Source organism: Sphingomonas sp. SORGH_AS_0438, assembly GCF_031453475.1.
Classification (GTDB): domain Bacteria; phylum Pseudomonadota; class Alphaproteobacteria; order Sphingomonadales; family Sphingomonadaceae; genus Sphingomonas.
In genome coordinates this window covers 13,678-31,313 of sequence record NZ_JAVIZS010000003.1, presented here as the reverse complement: position 1 = coordinate 31,313, position 17,636 = coordinate 13,678, and the positions used below count along the sequence as shown (strand labels likewise).

Annotated in this window: 14 protein-coding genes; 13 read left to right on the top strand and 1 reads right to left on the bottom strand. The window is 67.8% G+C overall.

Annotated features, from left to right (window positions below):
• Window positions 1-86: 86 nt before the first annotated feature.
• Complete coding sequence (locus QE452_RS18375; protein ID WP_309730672.1) at window positions 87-1,028, bottom strand: hydrogen peroxide-inducible genes activator; 942 nt, start codon at window positions 1,026-1,028, stop codon at window positions 87-89.
• A gap of 190 nt (window positions 1,029-1,218) precedes the next feature.
• Here QE452_RS18375 and nhaA point away from each other — a divergent pair, with 190 nt between their 5' ends.
• From nhaA to QE452_RS18310, 13 genes are all read left to right on the top strand, one after another.
• Window positions 1,219-2,424 carry a Na+/H+ antiporter NhaA gene (gene nhaA / locus QE452_RS18370; RefSeq protein ID WP_309660336.1) on the top strand — a complete coding sequence of 402 codons (1,206 nt, stop codon included), beginning with the start codon at window positions 1,219-1,221 and terminating at the stop codon, window positions 2,422-2,424.
• Window positions 2,425-2,698: 274 nt separating this feature from the next.
• The gene (locus QE452_RS18365; RefSeq protein ID WP_309660337.1) at window positions 2,699-3,214 is read left to right on the top strand and encodes an RNA polymerase sigma factor; all 516 of its coding nucleotides are present in this window, start codon (window positions 2,699-2,701) and stop codon (window positions 3,212-3,214) included.
• On the top strand, window positions 3,211-4,152 hold the full coding sequence (locus tag QE452_RS18360) for a FecR domain-containing protein (RefSeq protein WP_309660338.1): 942 nt from the start codon (window positions 3,211-3,213) through the stop codon (window positions 4,150-4,152). Before QE452_RS18365 ends, QE452_RS18360 begins: the two co-directional genes overlap by 4 nt.
• Window positions 4,153-4,220: 68 nt before the next feature.
• Complete coding sequence (locus QE452_RS18355; RefSeq protein WP_309660339.1) at window positions 4,221-6,542, top strand: TonB-dependent receptor; 2,322 nt, start codon at window positions 4,221-4,223, stop codon at window positions 6,540-6,542.
• A gap of 149 nt (window positions 6,543-6,691) precedes the next feature.
• Window positions 6,692-7,927, top strand: coding sequence for a glycosyltransferase family 1 protein (locus QE452_RS18350; RefSeq protein ID WP_309660340.1), 1,236 nt, complete (start codon window positions 6,692-6,694; stop codon window positions 7,925-7,927).
• A gap of 3 nt (window positions 7,928-7,930) precedes the next feature.
• Window positions 7,931-9,028, top strand: a complete 1,098-nt coding sequence (locus QE452_RS18345) for a hypothetical protein (RefSeq protein ID WP_309660341.1) — start codon at window positions 7,931-7,933, stop codon at window positions 9,026-9,028.
• On the top strand, window positions 9,025-9,822 hold the full coding sequence (locus tag QE452_RS18340) for an ABC transporter permease (protein ID WP_309660342.1): 798 nt from the start codon (window positions 9,025-9,027) through the stop codon (window positions 9,820-9,822). The genes QE452_RS18345 and QE452_RS18340 overlap by 4 nt, the downstream gene beginning before the upstream one ends.
• A complete protein-coding gene (locus tag QE452_RS18335) occupies window positions 9,819-11,213 on the top strand; it encodes an ABC transporter ATP-binding protein (RefSeq protein ID WP_309660343.1) in 1,395 nt (464 codons plus the stop codon). Before QE452_RS18340 ends, QE452_RS18335 begins: the two co-directional genes overlap by 4 nt.
• Window positions 11,210-12,502 (top strand): glycosyltransferase family 1 protein, encoded by a 1,293-nt coding sequence (locus QE452_RS18330; protein WP_309660344.1) that lies wholly within the window; start codon window positions 11,210-11,212, stop codon window positions 12,500-12,502. The genes QE452_RS18335 and QE452_RS18330 overlap by 4 nt, the downstream gene beginning before the upstream one ends.
• Complete coding sequence (locus tag QE452_RS18325) at window positions 12,502-13,665, top strand: polysaccharide biosynthesis/export family protein (protein ID WP_309660345.1); 1,164 nt, start codon at window positions 12,502-12,504, stop codon at window positions 13,663-13,665. Before QE452_RS18330 ends, QE452_RS18325 begins: the two co-directional genes overlap by 1 nt.
• The gene (locus QE452_RS18320) at window positions 13,662-14,816 is read left to right on the top strand and encodes a glycosyltransferase family 1 protein (protein ID WP_309660346.1); all 1,155 of its coding nucleotides are present in this window, start codon (window positions 13,662-13,664) and stop codon (window positions 14,814-14,816) included. The genes QE452_RS18325 and QE452_RS18320 overlap by 4 nt, the downstream gene beginning before the upstream one ends.
• Before the next feature lie 36 nt (window positions 14,817-14,852).
• Window positions 14,853-16,040, top strand: coding sequence for a CDP-alcohol phosphatidyltransferase family protein (locus tag QE452_RS18315; RefSeq protein ID WP_309660347.1), 1,188 nt, complete (start codon window positions 14,853-14,855; stop codon window positions 16,038-16,040).
• Window positions 16,041-16,311: 271 nt separating this feature from the next.
• On the top strand, window positions 16,312-17,487 hold the full coding sequence (locus QE452_RS18310; RefSeq protein WP_309660348.1) for a zinc-dependent alcohol dehydrogenase: 1,176 nt from the start codon (window positions 16,312-16,314) through the stop codon (window positions 17,485-17,487).
• Window positions 17,488-17,636 lie beyond the last annotated feature (149 nt).

Below are 17,636 nucleotides of genomic sequence, written 5' to 3'. Positions count from 1 at the left end.
CCCGGTCGCATCAGCGCTGGGGCATCGGCGCGCTGTCCGTCGGACTTGCACGCTCACGCTTCCCGTCAGCCGGTGCGGGCGCGGACCTAGGCCTGCGGGATCGTCGCTTGTCCACCGCCGTCCGGCTGCTCCCATGGCCGGACGCAGGTGCGGATCGTCTCGGCGAGGCGGCGATAGGTCGCCTCTCGCGGTGACGAGGTCCGCCAGACCATCGTCAAGTCGCGCACGGGCGCCCGCGTGGCCAGGGGCCGCGCCACGATCAGCGTCTCGCGCAACACGTCCGACCGGACATAGAGGGCGGGGAGAAGCGATAATCCCATGCCGGTCGTGACCATGAGACGCAGCGTGTCGAGCGTCGTCCCCGCGAAATCATCCGCCTCGATCGCGCCGAATTCGGCGCATAGCGAGGTTATCTGATCGTGCAGCCGAGGCGTGCGGTCCATCAGCAGGATCGTTTCCCCGGCCAAGGCCTCGGGCGGAACGATGTCATGGACGGCGAGCGGATGCTCGCGGGGCATGACCAGGTGCAGCGGCTCCCGGATCAGCAGCGCAGAGCTGAAATCGGGCTGGTTCGGGGCATGGGGTAGCAACAGCACGTCATGGGTGCCGTCGGACAATCTGCCCGGCAGATGCTCCAGCCGATCCTCCCGCACGACGATGCGGAGCTGCGGGAACGCCTCGCGCAATGCCGGCATCGCCAGCGACAGCACATAGCCGCCGATCGTCTGGAGAACGCCCATCTGCAAGGTGCCCTGGAGCGCATCGGGATCGTCCCGGCGGGCGATTTCCCGAATATCCTCGATCTCCGCCAGGATGAAACGGGCGCGGCGCGCGATCTCGGCCCCGACCGGCGTCAGCACCACGCGCGCGCGGGTCCGCTCCACCAATTGCGTGTTCAGCCGGCCTTCCAGTTCCTTCAGCTGCATGCTGAGGGTGGGCTGGGTCACGCGGCACTGATCCGCGGCACGACTGAAGCTGAGCGTGTCCGCGACCGCCACGAGATAGCGGAGTTGCTGGAGGCGAGGCATCCGCAAGCTTATAGCGGCCATCTATAAGCGGCAATGCATCTTCCGATTGTCCTCGCGCTACCGTGGCCGCTAAGACAGTGGACCGACGTACCCCGCGATGCCGGCCGGCCCGGCCGTCATGCTCGATCACGTTCCTCCATCAACCTGCATGGCACGCTCGACGGCGTGAAAGCGAAAGGCGGGGCTTTGCATGGCCGACCAGACCCATGACGATGCCGCCAAGGCTCGCTTCGCCGTCCTGCGCAGCGAGGCGGCCGGTGGCTTGCTTCTCATGGGAGCGGCGCTCTTCGCGATGATCGCGGCCAACCTGCCCGGCCCGCATCTGTATCATGACCTGCTGCACAGGGCGGTCGGCCCGACGCTGTCGGATCGGCTGGGGCCGATGACGCCGCATCTCTGGATCAACGACGGCCTCATGGCCCTGTTCTTCCTGCTGGTCGGCCTGGAGCTGAAGCGCGAGTTTCTGGAAGGTCGGCTTTCGCGCTGGTCCGAGCGGACCCTGCCTACGGTCGCGGCTGCGGCCGGCATGGCGGCTCCGGCCCTGGTCTATCTGCTGGTGGCCGGGTCCGACCCGATGCTGCGCGGCGGATGGGCGATCCCGGCCGCGACCGATATCGCCTTTGCGCTCGGCGTCCTGGCGCTGCTCGGCGACCGGGTGCCGCCATCGCTGAAGCTGTTCCTGATGTCCGTCGCGATCGTCGACGACCTCGGCGCGGTCGCGATCATCGCCCTGTTCTACACCGCGTCGATCGACCTCCCGGCGATCCTGGCGGCAATGGGCCTGTTCGGGGCGATGCACCTCCTGCGTCGGCGCGGGGTCGACAGGCTGGCCCCCTATCTCCTTCTCGCGGTGCTGCTCTGGTATGCCGTGCTGCTGTCCGGGGTTCATGCGACGATTGCCGGTGTCCTCGCCGCGACCGCCATCCCCCTGCGGTCCCGCGGTGCCGGCGCCAGCGCCCCACTGCACCGTCTGGAACATGCGTTGGCCCCGCTGGTCGGGCTGTTGATCGTACCGTTGTTCGGCTTCGCCAATGCCGGCGTGTCGCTGACCGGGATCGGAGTGTCGGCGGTTATCGCCCCGCTGCCGCTCGGCGTCGCGGCCGGGCTGTTCCTCGGCAAACAGCTCGGCATTTTCGGCGCGCTTCGATTGGGCACGCGATGGCAGCTCTTTGCGAGCCCGGCGGGGGCCAGTCCCATGCAGACCTATGGTGTCATCCTGCTTTGCGGGATCGGTTTCACCATGAGCCTGTTCATCGGGGCCCTCGCCTTCCCGGCCGCGCCCCGGCTCGTCGAGGATGCGAAGATCGGCATCCTGTTGGGTTCGACGCTGTCGGCCCTGACCGGCTATGCCGTCCTGCGCCTCGCCCCGCCTGGTCCGGCCGGTGCAGATCGCTAGACGAGCCTGTGCCGGCCATGCCAGGATCGGGGCTCGTCATGATCGAGGCCGGGTTCCTTTGATGATTCAAGCAAGGCTGACGAGCCAAGTCTCCGTCTACCCAGATATGCTTGCCATCGACATCCGTCTCGACAACCAGCGTCCGGGTGCCGGCTGCATCCATCTCGCAGGGCGTCGACTCGCCTGTCGATCGGACCGACCAATCCCGCATGGCGAAGAAGCATCTTTCTTTACCGGCGCTCACCCTATTATGAGGCTGAATCGGCCACAATGGATGACGCGTCAGGACATGCCGCCCAGCGGATTGGAACTCGTCTACCTGGAAAACCGTGACCGCCTCGTCCGATTTCTGCGGGCGCGCGGTGCGGGGGATGCCGCCGAAGATCTGGTCCATGACCTGTGGGTGACCATCTCCACCCGTTCCGATGGCCCGATCGCCAATCCGGTCGCCTATCTCCACCGCGCCGCGGACCGCCTGATGATCGACCGCTACCGCTCGCTTAGTCAGGCCGAGAAACGCGAGCAGGCCTGGGAGGCGGATCGGCACGACGAGAATGTCGTGATGCCGACGCCAGAGCGCGAAGTCGGCGCACGCCAGGAGGCGGCACGGGTCGTTGCAGCTTTGGACGCATTGGGTGAGCGCAAGGCGGGGGTCTTCCGCCGGGTTCGCATCGACGGCGTCGAGCAGCGCGCCGTGGCGGTGGAATTCGGCGTCAGCCTCAGTACCGTCGAAGCCGACCTGCGCGAGGCCGCCCGTGCGCTCACCACGCTGAAGGATGCCATTCGATGAGCGCATCCGGCGGGAACGGCGCTTACGAGCCGATCGATGCCGAGGCGCTCGACTGGGCGCTGCGCATGGCCGAACCGACGGCGGATTGGGATGAATTTCTGGCATGGCTGGAGGCGGACCCGAGACGGTCGACCCGCTATGACCATGCGGTCTCCTCGCTGGAGGCCGCGACCGAGATGGTACGCAGACAGGCGCCACCCCCCGCTACCACTTACGAAACGTCTTCGTCGCGACCGACGCGACGTCACTGGATAGGCGGTGCCATGGCGGCTGCGCTGATCGGTGTGATCGGTCTTGGCGTCTGGCATGAGCGCGACCGCAGCTACATGGTCGCCACGACGGCAGGCGAGCAGCGCGTCATCCGCCTCGCCGACGGCAGCAATATCGTGATGGCGGGCGGGTCGCGGGTCCAACTCGACCCTGCCCACCCGCGCAGCGCCACGGTTCTTACTGGCCAGGCGCTGTTCCGCGTCCGCCACGATGCGGCCGATCCATTCCGCGTACGGGCCGGCGACCTTGACCTCACCGACCTCGGCACCGTGTTCGACGTGCGTCTGCTCGGCGATCAAACGCATGTCGTGGTGGCGGAGGGCGCGGTATTGGTCGACCCGCAGGGCGCCAAGCTGCGGCTCGAACCGGGTCAGTCGGTGACCGAGGTCGACGGGCAGTTGCGGCGCGGCCGGCAGGATGCGACGGAGGTCGGTGCCTGGCGCGAAGGCCATCTTGCCTATGACGATGCGGCGTTACGCGACGTGGCGGCCGACCTGTCGCGGCAGCTTGGCCTGCGGATCACCACCACCCCGGCGGTCGCCGCGCGCACCTTCAACGGCACGCTGGAGATGCGGGGGCTTCGCGACGATCCCGTCGCTCTGGGTGTCCTGCTGGGTGTCGAGGTGCGGCGCAACGGTAGCGATTGGATATTGGACGAGCGCCGTTGAGCATCATCCCGCGAAGGCTCTCCACGGTTGCAGCGTTCGCCATAACCCCGGCAGCAGCGGCGCAGACCTTGCCCGTCGACCTGCCGGCCGGCACGGTCGGCCAGCAGGTGACCGCGCTCGGCCGTCAGGCACGGACCAGCATCGTCGTACCCGATGCCGGCTTGTGGGCCCGACCCCTCCCCGCCCTGCATGGCCGGATGACGGTGGAGGCGGCGCTGGGACGCATCGCCGCCCGTGCTCGCGCGACCGTCCAGCCCGTAGGCGGGGTCGGTTGGCGGCTGAACGCTGCCGCAACCCCGCCCCGGCGGCCGCGACGCCAGCCGGTGCGCATCGCCCCGTCGCCGGCAGAGACGGCCCCTGGTCCCGACATCCTCGTCGTCGCCAGCAAACGCGACACCAGCCGCGACCAGTTCGCCGGCCAGGTCGCGCGTGTGCCGGGCATCGAACTGGAACGCGGTGGTACTGGCGGCACGGAGCGGCTCGTCCAGCGGCTTACCAGCGTCACCTCCACCTATCTCGGCGCCGGCCGCAACAAGCTGTTCATCCGCGGCATCGCCGATTCCAGCTTCACCGGTCCGACCCAGGCGACCGTCGGCCAATATTATGGCGACCTGCGCCTCAGCTACAATGCGCCGGACCCGGACCTGCGGCTCGCCGATCTTGCCGCTGTAGAGGTGCTGGAGGGACCGCAGGGCACGCTCTATGGCGCCGGCTCGCTTGGCGGCATCATCCGCCTGGTGCCTAACCCGGTCGACCTTTCCGTCACCAGCGGCTCGGTGGCCGTAGGAAGCTCGGCGACCGAGCACGGTCAGCCGGGCCTGGATACGCAAGCCGTGCTCAACGCGCCCATCGTCACGGATCGGCTCGCCGTGCGACTGGTCGCCAATGCGGCCTCGGAGGGAGGCTATATCGACAAGCCGTTGCTCGGTCGCACCGATGTCAACCAGACCCGCATCTGGGGCGGGCGAGCGACCGCGCATCTTGCACTGGGACCGGACTGGAATGCCGAGCTCGTCGGCATCGGCCAGCGTATCCGCGGCGCGGACAGCCAATATGCCGACCGTAGCGGTCCGCCGCTCTCCCGCCTCGCCGCGGTGACCGAGGGTTTCCGCTCGGATTACGGCCAGGTGCAGGCCATTCTCTCCGGCACGATCGGTGACGTCCATCTGCGCTCCACCAGCGGCATCACCTCGCATGATCTGCTGGAGCGCTATGATGCGACCCGGGCCGGCGGCCCCCGGCGGGTGTTCGTGCAGATCAACCAGACGCGCATGGAGGCGAATGAAACGCGCATCTGGCGGAGTGGGGCAGACGGCTCGGGCTGGCTGGGCGGGATCAGCTACCTCCACAATCGCACCTTGCTGCGCCGCCTGATCGGCGCCCCCGATCGGCCCCTGCCGGCGACCGGGGTGATCAACGGCGTGACCGAATGGACCGCCTATGGCGAGGGCAGTATCCGCCTCCTTCCCGGCCTGCTCGCCACGGCCGGATTGCGTGCCACCCGGTCCACGCTGAAGGGGCGCGGCGCGGACGTGTCCCCGATCGTCGCTGCGGAGCGCGACGACGCGACCGCGCGCCGGTCGCAGACGATCGTTCTTCCCGCGGCCTCGCTGCTCGTCGACCTCGCGACCGGGTCGAAGCTGTTCGTGCGCTACCAGCAGGGGTTTCGGCCCGGTGGCCTCGCGATCGAATCCGACTTCGTTCGCGAGTTCCGCAACGACCGGGTCGCCACGATCGAGGCGGGCATCCGCCACAGCGCGCGCCGCATCGAACTGAGCGCAACGATCGCGCGGGCGGCATGGCGCGACATCCAGGCGGATTTCATCGATGGCTCCGGTCTGCCCAGCACTGCCAATATCGGCAATGGCCGCCTCTGGACGGTCGAGCTGGCGGGCGGCGTTCGGCCGCTGCCGGGGCTGCGGATCGAGGGCGGCGCGACCTATAATGATGGTCAGATCGAAGAGCCCTCCAAGGCGTTGATCGCGCTGGCCTTGCCACCCCATCCCCCGCCGGGCGTCAGCGCTCGCGCCCTAGCGCTCGCGCGTCTCGAACAGATTCCGAACATCGCGCGCTTCACTGGCCGGATCGGCGCGATCTATACCCGCAGTCTCGGCGACGCCGAGCTGACCCTGGATGGCTGGGCGCGCTATATCGGCTCGTCGCGCCTGGGCGTGGGGCCAGTGCTCGGCCAGCGCCAGGGCGACTATCTCGATACCGAAATCACCGCACGGCTGGATTTCACCCGCTTCGGCGTCAGCACCGGCGTGAGCAACCTTACCAACACCCGCGGCAACCGCTTCGCGCTCGGCACCCCCTTCGCCACCGGCCGCGACCAGGTCACTCCGCTGCGCCCGCGTACGATCCGGATCGGATTGAATACGCGGTTCTGACATGCCGTTCCACAGGGGTGGAAACCCAAGTGCGCTAACCTCACGATCCCAGCGTCGTCGCCATAAGACACTGACGACCGCTTCATTATTCTCCCTGAAATCGACGCATCCCGCCAAGGCTGGGCCGCCACGCCTCCGTCTGAGGAAGGATGCACGGCCACTGCCCCCCTTTCGCCGATCCGAATGCCGCCCCCGTCCTGCTCGACGTGACGCGCTTGATCGAATTGCGCTGGACCGGCCGGCAGCCGAACGGGATCGACCGGGTCTGCCTTGCCTATGTGCGGCATTTCGCCGGCATCGCCCGCGCCGTGGTGCAGCATCGCGGCGTCATCCGGGTCATCGGGGCCGGTGCGTCGCGACACCTGTTCAATCTCCTCGTCCAGGGCGGACCCTCCACCCGCCCGCGCATCGCCGCGCACCTGGCCGCCGCCCTGGCGGCCCCCTTGCGCCCGCAGCCGGGCAGCCTCTACCTCAATGTCACCCATACCGATTTCGACCTTCCCGCCCATGGGGAGTGGATCGCACGGCATGGATTGCGCCCGATCTATCTGGTGCACGACCTCATCCCCGTCCTGCATCCCGAACACTGCCGCCCCCATGCCGTCGCCCGGCATACCGGCCGCGTGACGGCGGCCCTGACGCAGGGATCGGGGATCGTCGTCGGCAGTCACGCAGTGGCGCGCGACCTGCACGATCACGCCGCCCGCCATCGTCTCCCCGTACCGCCGGTCGTGGTGGCTCCGCTGGCCGGAGCGGATCTGAAGCCGGACAGCGCCCAGGCGACCGGCGGTGACGACTATTTCCTCTGCGTCGGCACGATCGAGAGTCGCAAGAACCACCGGCTGCTGCTGCGCGTCTGGCAGCAGCTTCATGCCCGTCTGGGAGCGGCGACCCCGCGCCTGGTGATCGTCGGTCGCTGGGGATGGGGATCAGAGGATTTCCGCTCTGCACTGGACGCATCGGGCATGACGGACGGCCTCATCCGCATCCTCGACGATTGCGACGATGCGACACTCGCGTCGCTGATGGCCGGTGCCCGCACGATGCTGATGCCCTCGCTGGCGGAAGGCTTCGGGTTGCCGATGGCCGAGGCACTGACGCTCGGCATACCGGTGATCGCCAGCGACCTGCCCTGTTTTCGCGAAGTCGGCCAGGGTATCCCCTGCCTGCTCGATCCCCATGATGCCGATGCCTGGGCAGATCGCATCGAAGCGTTCGATCCCGCCAGGGGCCAGAGGCAGCGGCGCATCGATGCGCTGCACGGCTATTGCCCGCCGCGCTGGGAGGAGCATTTCGCCACGATCACGCCTTGGTTGGCGGCAATCAGCGGCACGCCGCCCATCGATTCGGCGCGCCGTCGCCGCAGCCTCAACGTGGAAGTCTGATCCGTGTCGTTCCGCCTACCGCGCCCCTCGCCCCTGTTCCTCACGCTGGTCATCGTCCCGACCTTCGTCGCATTCCTCTATTTCGCCTTCTTCGCCAGCAACGTGTACGTGTCGGAGGCGCGCTTCGTGGTGCGTAGCCCGAGCAGGGCGGCGCCCACCTCGCTCGGCCAGGTGCTCAGCGGCAGCGGCCTCGCCGGCGCCAGCGAAGAGAGCAATGCCGTCGTCGAATATCTCGAGTCGCGCAGCGCCCTGGCGGATGCCGATCGGAACGGCCTTCTGACCCGCGCCTACACGGCGGGCTCGGTCTTCGTGTTTGACCGGTTCGGCGGTCTCCTGCCCCGCAATCGCGAGCGGTTTTTCGACTATTATCTCGGCAAGGTCGAGGTGGAGCCCGATCCGACGACGCAGGTCCTTCATCTGAGCGTCAGCGCCTTCGATCCGGTTCAGGCGCGCGCGATCAACGAGCGGCTGCTTCAGCAGTCGGAAGCGCTGGTCAATCGCCTCTCCAGCCGCGCACGCACCGACGCGGTCGCGGTCGCCGAGGATGACGCACGCACCGCGCAGCGCCGTGCCCGGGATGCGGCGGTCGCGCTCGCCAGCTATCGCAACCGCGCCGGCATCGTCGACCCCGAGAAGGAGGCCGAGTCCCGTCTCCAGGGCATCGCCAAGCTGGAAGACGACCTCGTCACCGTCCGCACCCAGCTCCAGCAGATGGAACAGTTCACGCCGGCCGCGCCGCAAATCCCCTATCTGCGGAGCCAGGTCGCGACCCTGCAGCGCGAGATCGCAGGCCGCCGATCGGGGGTCGCCGGCGGGCGCAATTCGCTGTCGGCAGCGGGCGCGCGCTATCAGGTGCTCCTGCTCGACAGCGAGCTTGCCGGCAAGCAACTCGCCGCGGCGCTGATGTCGTTGCAGGATGCGCATGCCGAGGCGCGGCGCAAGCGCGCCTATGTCGAGCGGATCTCGTCACCCAGCCTGCCCGATTATCCCATCCGCCCGCGTCGCCTGGGCGGCGTGCTGGCGGTGCTGGTGCTCGGGCTGCTCGCCTGGGGCATCGCCTCCGTGCTGTTCGCCGGCATCCGCGAGCATCGCGAGGGATGACCACTTCCGCCGGCCCGTCGCTCCGCCACAGCCTGCGGGTGCAGGGGCGCGTCCTCTGGGCGCTGCTGCTGCGTGAGATGCTGACCCGCTACGGGCGCCACAATATCGGCTTCCTCTGGCTGTTCGTCGAACCGATGCTGTTCACGCTCGGCGTCGCGGCCCTGTGGACGGCGGCCAAGGCCTATCATGGCAGCAACCTGCCGATCGTGGCCTTTGCGCTGACCGGCTATTCCAGCGTGCTCTTGTGGCGCAACATGCCGGGCCGCTGCATCGGCGCGCTGTGGAGCAACCTGTCGCTGCTCTACCACCGCAACATCCGCGTGCTCGACATCTATGTCGCGCGCGTAGCGCTGGAATTCGGCGGTGCTACCATGTCGTTCGCCGGATTGAGCGTGCTGTTCATCACGCTCGGCTGGATCGACCCGCCGCGCAACATCCTGGAAGTGGTCGGCGGCTGGCTGCTGATCGCCTGGTTCGGCTCGGTGCTGGCGATCACCCTCGGCGCGCTCAGCCACCAGAGCGAACTGGTCGACAAGCTGTGGCACCCGGCCTCGTACCTGATCTTCCCGCTGTCGGGATCGGCCTTTCTGGTCGACGCGCTGCCGGCCGCCGCGCAGAAATACGTGCTCTACATCCCGATGGTCCACGGCACCGAGATCGTGCGCGAGGGCTATTTCGGCAATCGCATCCATGCCCATTACGATCTGGGCTACGTCATTCCCTTCTGCCTCGTGCTGACCTTTATCGCCCTGGGCACCACGCAATGGGTCGCGCGGCGGGTGGTGCCGGAATGATCCGGCTGAACAACGTCCGCAAGGTCTACCACACCCGTTCGGGCGACAATGTCGTGCTCGACGGGGTCGGCTTCGACCTGCATCGGGGCGAGCATCTCGGCGTGCTGGGCCGGAACGGTGCGGGCAAGTCGACGATGGTCCGCCTGATCAGCGGTGCCGAGCGGCCGACCTCGGGCACGGTCGAGCGGCACATGTCGGTGTCCTGGCCGCTGGCCTTTGGCGGGGCGTTCCAGCCGACGCTGTCGGGTATCGACAATATCCGCTTCATCAGCCGGATCTATGCGCAGGATTTCCAGCGCAACCTCGCCTTCGTGGCGGACTTCTCCGAACTCGGCACCTATCTGCGCGAGCCGGTGCGCAGCTATTCGTCGGGCATGCGGGCGCGGCTCGCCTTCGCGATTTCGATGATCATCGAATTCGACTGTTTCCTGATCGACGAGATCGGCGCGGTCGGCGACGCGCGCTTCCACGATCGTTGCAATCACGAACTCTTTGGCAAGCGCGGCGACCGGGCGATGGTGCTCATTTCGCATGATCCGGGATATCTGCGCGACCATTGCAACCGCTTCGCCCTGCTCCACGGCGGCAAGCTGTCGCTGTTCGACGATTTCGACCTCGCCTATGACCGGTTTCGTGAGGTGATCGGCCTTTCCGCGCCGCCCGCCATCGACCGCACCGCCGCCCCGGATCGCGCCGCGCTGGTGGAAGTCGCGCAGCATCGCGCGCTGGGTGACGAACGTTTCCGCATGGCGGTGCGCGAGGGCGACTGGAGCCGCGACGCCGGCCATTGGGCCGTCGCGGAGGAACGCTACACCGCCGCGCTCGCGCTCCATCCCTATCAGCGGTCCTATTGGGTGCAGCTCGGCCATGTCGCCAAGGAAGGCGGCCATTTCGCACGCGCCGAACTCGCCTATCGCACCGCCTGCGCGATGGGTGAGCCGGCCGCCGATGTCGTCGAGCATCTTCGCTTCGTGATCGCGCAGGCCGGCGACGATCCCGACCGCTGGCCGATCCATCCCTATCGGAAAGGCGATGCGGCCATCCAGACGCCGGGCCGCCCCGATGTGGAGGCGCTGGCGTGGCTGCTCTGGCACGGTGTGATGCCCGACGACGCGGAGGCGCTGGCGCTGCTCCGGCGCCATGGCAGCTGCGATGCGCTGGCCGCCGCGATGATCGCCGACCCTCGCTTCCATATGCCGCAGGACGAGGTCGTCGCATCGACCGACCATTCGCATGGTGAGGCGATCGGTGTCCTTGCCTTCGCGCATCTCCCGCCCGCCGAAGCGGCCGACATGGTCGCCCGCATGGCCGACGAGCCGGCCTGGCCGCTGGCGCGCGCCGCTGGCGCCTTTGGCGACTGGCCCCAAACCCGAGAAGCGTTGCACCAATGAAGCATGTCCTGATCGACGGATATAATCTGGGGCTGGAGAAGGGGACGGGCGTCGCCACCTATGCCCGCAATCTCAGCCATGAGGTCGGGCAACTCGGCCATCGCACGTCCGTACTCTACGGCGACCGCCTTCCGTCGCCGCGCAATCCGCTGCTACGCGAGATCGCCTTCTTCGACGGTGATGGCGGTTCGCGTCGCCGCCCGCTGCGCGATATCGCCGGCATCGTCTCGCCCCGCCCCTCGCTGGCGGAGGAGATTGAGGTCAGCGGACGGGTCATCACACGCCAGTTCGCCGCGCGTTTGCCCCATCATGATACGCTCTACAATGCGCCCAACCTGTTCCGTCGCGCCAATGGCCGCTTCAACACCTGGGGGCTGAGCACGCCGGTCCGCCTGCCGGCCGCGCCGGACCTGGCGCACTGGACCTATCCGCTTCCCCTGCATGTCCCCGGCGCGGCGAACCTCTACACGCTGCACGACCTGGTGCCGCTGCGGCTGCCCTACACCACGCTCGACAACAAGCGGCGCTATCTCGGCCTGATCCGGCGGCTGGTGAAGACCGCCGACCATATCGTCACCGTCTCCGAATGTTCGCGCCGCGACATCATCGACCTGACCGGCATCGCACCCGACCGCGTCACCAACACCTATCAGTCGGTCGACATTCCGGTCCGGCTCCGCGACCTTCCCGAAGAACAGGTCGCCCGGGAGGTGGAGGGCGCGATCGGCGCGGCGTACAAGGGCTATTTCCTGTTCTGGGGCTCCATCGAGCCCAAGAAGAATGTCGGTCGCATCGTCGAGGCCTATCTGGCCAGCGGGCTCACCACCCCGCTCGTCATCGTCGGCGCCCGTGCATGGCGGGCGGAGAACGAACTGCGCCTGCTCGACGCCTTCACCAACGGCAAGCCCGCAAAGGGCGATGTTCGGCGCGGCCGGATCATCGTCCTGCCCTATGCCCCCTTCAGCCTGCTCGTCAGCTTGATCCGCGGCGCCAAGGCGGCCGTCTTCCCGTCGCTCTATGAGGGGTTCGGCCTGCCGGTGCTGGAGGCGATGATGCTCGGTACGCCGGTCCTCTGCTCCAACACCTCCTCGCTGCCCGAGGTCGCCGGCGACGCCGCGATCGCGGTCGACCCCTATGACACCGCGACGATCACCGCGGGCCTGCGTGCGCTCGATGCGGATGCGGGACTGCGGGACGACCTCAGCCGCCGTGGCCTGGCGCAGGCCGCGCTCTTTTCCCCCGACCGTTACCGTGCCCGGCTCGCCGCGCTTTATCAAAGGTTCCTGTGATGCCTGCCCCGTCGCTGCGGCTTGCCGCCCTTCTGTCCACCGCGCTGCTCGCCGGCTGCTCCACGATGAGCGCCTCGGGGCCCAGCGTCGGCGCGATCAAGCGCGCGGACCGCGCCCCCGCTGCCGAACGCGGCATAACGGTCCTGCCGCTGGACGAAGCCGCAGGCCACCGCACCGCCAGCTATGCCCGGTCGCAGCGCTTCGCCGATATCTTCGGCATGGCCCCTGCCGCCGGTACCCTGATCGGGACGGGCGACGTACTCGACATCGCGATCTGGGAAGCGCCGCCAGCGGTGCTGTTCGGCGCCACGGCCCCCGGCGCCAGCATCGGCAATTCCCTCGCGCAGAGTGCCGGCATACCGCAGCAGGTGGTCGGCGAGGACGGCACCGTCACCATCCCCTTTGTCGGGACCGTCATGGTCCGTGGCCGCACCCCGCAGGATGTCGGCCGCATGATCGTCGCCCGGCTCGCCGGCCGCGCCCACAGCCCACAGGCGATCGTCCGCCTCGCGCAGAACGACAGCCGGGCGATGACCGTGATGGGCGAGGTCGGCGCAACCCGCCGCCTGCCGCTCACGCCGCGCGGCGAACGGCTGCTCGATGTCCTCGCCGCAGCCGGCGGATCACGCCAGCCGGTCGCCAAGACCACCATCCAGCTCACGCGCGGCACCCGCACGGCCGCCATGCCGCTCGACGCCATCGTCCGCGACCCCGCGCAGAACGTCACCGTCCAACCCGGCGACATCGTCACCGCGATCTTCCAACCCTATAGCTTCATCGCCCTGGGGGCGGTCGGCCAGAATGCGGAGGTCCCGTTCGAGGGCGGCGGCATTTCTCTGGCCCAGGCTCTCGGCCGTGTCGGCGGCCTGCGCGACGACCGTGCCAATGTTCGCGGGGTCTTCGTCTTCCGCCTCGAACATCCCGAAGCGCTGCCGCAGGACGTCGCCACCACGGCGCGCCGCACCGCCGATGGACTGGTCCCCGTGGTCTACCGCCTCGACCTGGGCCAGGCGACCTCGTTGTTCGCCGCGCAGGACTTCGCGATCCGCGACAAGGATGTGCTCTACGTCTCGAACGCGCCGATCGCGGACCTTCAGAAGTTCCTCAGCATCGTCTCCAGCGCCGCCTTCTCGGTGACCGGCATCAACAACGCCTTGCCATGATCGCGCGCGGCCGTTCCACGCCCACGATCTGCATCGACTGCCGCTATATCGGACCACGCCCCAGCGGCATCGCGGAGGTGGTGCGGCGGCTGATCGACCATCTGCCGGCGCTCGCACCGGATTGGCGGTTCCTGCTGCTGCGTCATCCGGCGCATGGCGGGCCGTTGAGCGATGCCGCCAACGTCATCGAACAGGTGGTGCGGCAGGCCGCCAACGGACCGGCGACGCTGTGGTGGTTGCCCGAGGTCGCCGATCTCTCTCGCGTGGACCTGTTTCACGCAACCTTCAACATCATGCCCGCCGGGCTGACGATGCCGTGCGTCGTGACCATCCACGACATCATGCGCCTGACCCGGCCGTCCTGGTGCCGCACCGGCCTGCGCGGGGTGGTGGAGCGCCACTTCTATGGTCACGGCTTGAAGCGCGCGATCCGCCACGCCGATGCCATCGCGGCGATCAGCGCCGCCACCGCGAGAGAGATCGCGCACTATCATCCGCCCGCCGCGGCGCGGACGAGCGTCACCGCGTCCGGCGTGGCGCCGCACTTCCGCCCCCTGCCGCCCGATCCCGCCGTCCTGGCCGGCCTGGGCCTGACGCCCGGCAAGCCCTTTGTCCTGACGATCGGACAGGATGCGCCGTACAAGAATCATGAAGGCGCGCTGCGTGGCTTTGCCGCCGCCTTCCCCGGCGATGCCCCGATCGAGCTGGTCTTCGTGCAACGCCAGGGGGCGGGCCGGGCCAAGCTGAACGTGCTGGCCAAGGCGCTGGGCGTGGCGGATCGGATCCGCTTTCTGCCGACCGTGGACGACGCGCAATTGATAACGCTTTACGGTGCAGCGCAGGTCCTGCTCCACCCGTCCCTTTGCGAAGGGTTCGGCAATCCCGTGGCGGAGGCGATGGCCTGTGGCTGCCCGGTCGTCACCAGCAATGTTTCTTCCATGCCCGAAGTGGCCGGGGGCGCGGCCGTGCTCGCCGATCCATGCGACATCGCTTCGATCGCCAGCGGATTGCTGGCGGTCGTACAATCGCCCGCCCGGGCGGCGGTCATGCGCAACGCCGGTCTGGCCCGCGCAGCCGAACTCGACTGGCGGGACTTCGCACTGGCCAATCTCGCCATCTATCGCCGATTGCTCGTCGATCGGTCTTTCTGACCAAGGTTTTCGACGCTTCGCTCCGTCAACGGAGCAATGCATCTGGCGGGAACGATTACCTTGTCTCACATTTTCCTGGTTTTCGAGAACGCAGCGACGGTCGAATGCAATGTCGCGGGGCTCCCCGCCGGTGCACGCGCCGTACATGCCCTCACCGCGCTGGCGCGGGAGGACGGGATTGATGGCTGCACGCTGGTTGCGGATCGGGGATGGACGGCAAGCGGCGACCTGATCCTGGAATGCGAACGACTGGCCCCTGGTCTGCCGGTCCGGTTCGCGCAGACGCCACCCGCCAGCGATGCGATGGCGATCAGCGGCGAAGCGTTCGTGGCGGCCCTCGCCCGGCGCCATGGCGCGGCTTCGCGCGACGACGTGCTGTTCGCCCTGGTCGATGCCCGCCTTCGGCCGGCAAGGCCGCAGGACGCCTTGCGCCGTGCCAGCCGCGATATCCTGACGGCTACCGGCAAGGGCGGCGATGGCATCGTCTCGCGGTATCTCAACCGACCGATCTCGCGCGCGATCAGCGGGCAGTTGCTGAAGATTCGCGGGTTCGAACCGTCGCATGCCAGCATCGGCACGGCCCTTCTCGGCCTCTGCATGGCGCTGGCACTGGTATTTGGCGGACAGGCGGGCCTGATCGCGGGAGCCGTGCTGTTCCAGGCGGCGTCGATCTTCGACGGGGTCGATGGCGAGATGGCACGCGCGACCTATCGCACGTCGAAATTCGGCGCCGCGCTCGACAGCGCCATAGATGCCGGAACCAACCTCGCTTTCCTGCTGGGGGTGACCATCAACGTCGCGCTCGCCGGCGATACATTGGGCGCGGCCGCCGGCGGGATCGCGCTGGTGACGCTCGCCGCAGGTCTTGCCCTGATCGGTCGCCGCGCCCGTGCGACACGCCAGCCCCTGAACTTCGACGTGGTGAAAGGCCATTTCCGTCAGAGGGACCACAACATCGTCATGGATTGCCTGATCCACCTCACCATGCGCGACTTCTATGCGCTCGCCTGCGCGCTTCTCATCCTCGCGGGCCTGACGCACTTCGTTCTGGTGGCTTTCGCAACCGTGGCGCTCGGCTGGTTCGCCGTGACGACGTTCGTGCTCGCCCGGAGCGCGCGCAAGCCCGATGCGGCCAAAATGCCCGGCACACGCAGTGACTATACGGACGCGCAACCGTCGCGGTCCTCCCGCCCCCTGCAACCGGCCGATAGCCGCTTCATCTAGCCGTTCGGTCCATCCCGGGACCAATGGTCAGGTCTAGCGTATGCACCGGGCCATCAAGGGAGCAAGCCGGCATGGATGGGACCATGTCGAAACCGCGCAAGCCCGTCGCGCGTGCCGCGCGTGGGATGAACCAGTTGCAGACCTTTGATAAAAAACGAAAGTTCGTCCCCATCGACAAAGGGATGTGAGCCCGTTCCGTGCGACGAGACGTTGAGGTGGTTCAGTCGCTTTTCCGATCCTGGCGGAGCTCCTGCTCATACGGAGACGAAACATGCGCGCATTATGCTGGCACGGTAAGGGCGATGTTCGCGTCGACACTGTCGCGGATCCCGAGATTCAACACCCGCGCGATGCGATCATCAAGGTTACCGCCTGCGCGATCTGCGGGTCGGACCTCCACCTGCTCGACGGCTACCAGCCCACCATGGAGGCCGGTGACATCCTCGGTCACGAGAATATGGGTGAGGTCGTCGCGCTTGGTTCGGAAGTGACCAACCTCACGATCGGCGATCGCGTGGTGGTGCCGTTCACGATCAGTTGCGGCGATTGCTGGTTCTGTCGCAAGGGTCTGTTCGCCGCCTGCGACCGGACGAACCCCAATGCCGAGATGGCCGTCAAGGCGATGGGCCACTCCCCCGCCGGCCTGTTCGGCTTCAGCCACATGCTGGGCGGCTATTGCGGCGGCCAGGCGGAGTATTTGCGGGTACCGATGGCCGATATCGGCCCGATCAAGATCCCCGACAATGTCACCGACGACCAGGCGCTGTTCCTTTCGGACATCTTCCCGACCGGCTACATGGCCGCCGAGAACGCACAGATCGAACCGGGCGACACCGTCGCCATCTGGGGCTGCGGCCCGGTCGGCCAGTTCGCCATCCGCTCCGCGCTGATGATGGGTGCGGGGCGCGTGATCGCGATCGACGAGGTGCCCGAGCGGCTCGCCATGGCGGAAGCCGGCGGTGCGGAGACGATCAACTTCGCCGAGACGGACGTCTATGACGAACTGCAGGCACGGACCAAGGGACGCGGCCCGGACAGCTGCATCGATGCGGTCGGCTGCGAGGCGGCCGGACACGGCGCGGCCGATGCCGTCATGGACAAGGTCAAGGCAAGCGTGATGCTCGCCACCGATCGCGTCCACGTCCTGCGCCAGGCGATCATGAGCTGCCGCAAGGGCGGCACCGTCTCGGTCCCCGGCGTCTATGTCGGCATGGGGGACAAGCTGCCGATCGGTGCGGCCATGAACAAGGGGCTGACCATCAAGCTCGGCCAGACCCATGTGCAGCGCTACACCAAGCCGCTGCTGGACAAGATCGTGGCCGGGCAGATCGACCCCAGCTTCGTCATCACGCATCCGGCCAGCCTCGAGGACGCACCGGAAATGTACGCCAAATTCCGCGACAAGGAGGACGGCGTCATTAAGGTGGTGATGCGCCCGCACGGTTGAGCCGCGAAACCCATGCCTTGCGTCCGGCCCCCCACAGGGGTCGGACGTCTCTACGATCCATAGCCGGCCATTCGCCCACGCTATTGTGTTTCTCGACTCCAGACGCGCATTCGTCTGCACACCTAATGCTTCGGTCCATCATCGTTCGA

Excerpts from the sequence above, each read along its gene's own strand:
- QE452_RS18375 (WP_309730672.1), bottom strand. The coding sequence starts at position 1,028 with ATGCCTCGCCTCCAGCAACTCCGCTATCTCGTGGCGGTCGCGGACACG.
- nhaA (WP_309660336.1), top strand. The coding sequence starts at position 1,219 with ATGGCCGACCAGACCCATGACGATGCCGCCAAGGCTCGCTTCGCCGTC.
- QE452_RS18365 (WP_309660337.1), top strand. The coding sequence starts at position 2,699 with ATGACGCGTCAGGACATGCCGCCCAGCGGATTGGAACTCGTCTACCTG.
- QE452_RS18360 (WP_309660338.1), top strand. The coding sequence starts at position 3,211 with ATGAGCGCATCCGGCGGGAACGGCGCTTACGAGCCGATCGATGCCGAG.
- QE452_RS18350 (WP_309660340.1), top strand. The coding sequence starts at position 6,692 with ATGCACGGCCACTGCCCCCCTTTCGCCGATCCGAATGCCGCCCCCGTC.
- QE452_RS18340 (WP_309660342.1), top strand. The coding sequence starts at position 9,025 with ATGACCACTTCCGCCGGCCCGTCGCTCCGCCACAGCCTGCGGGTGCAG.
- QE452_RS18335 (WP_309660343.1), top strand. The coding sequence starts at position 9,819 with ATGATCCGGCTGAACAACGTCCGCAAGGTCTACCACACCCGTTCGGGC.
- QE452_RS18330 (WP_309660344.1), top strand. The coding sequence starts at position 11,210 with ATGAAGCATGTCCTGATCGACGGATATAATCTGGGGCTGGAGAAGGGG.
- QE452_RS18325 (WP_309660345.1), top strand. The coding sequence starts at position 12,502 with ATGCCTGCCCCGTCGCTGCGGCTTGCCGCCCTTCTGTCCACCGCGCTG.
- QE452_RS18320 (WP_309660346.1), top strand. The coding sequence starts at position 13,662 with ATGATCGCGCGCGGCCGTTCCACGCCCACGATCTGCATCGACTGCCGC.
- QE452_RS18315 (WP_309660347.1), top strand. The coding sequence starts at position 14,853 with ATGCATCTGGCGGGAACGATTACCTTGTCTCACATTTTCCTGGTTTTC.
- QE452_RS18310 (WP_309660348.1), top strand. The coding sequence starts at position 16,312 with ATGCGCGCATTATGCTGGCACGGTAAGGGCGATGTTCGCGTCGACACT.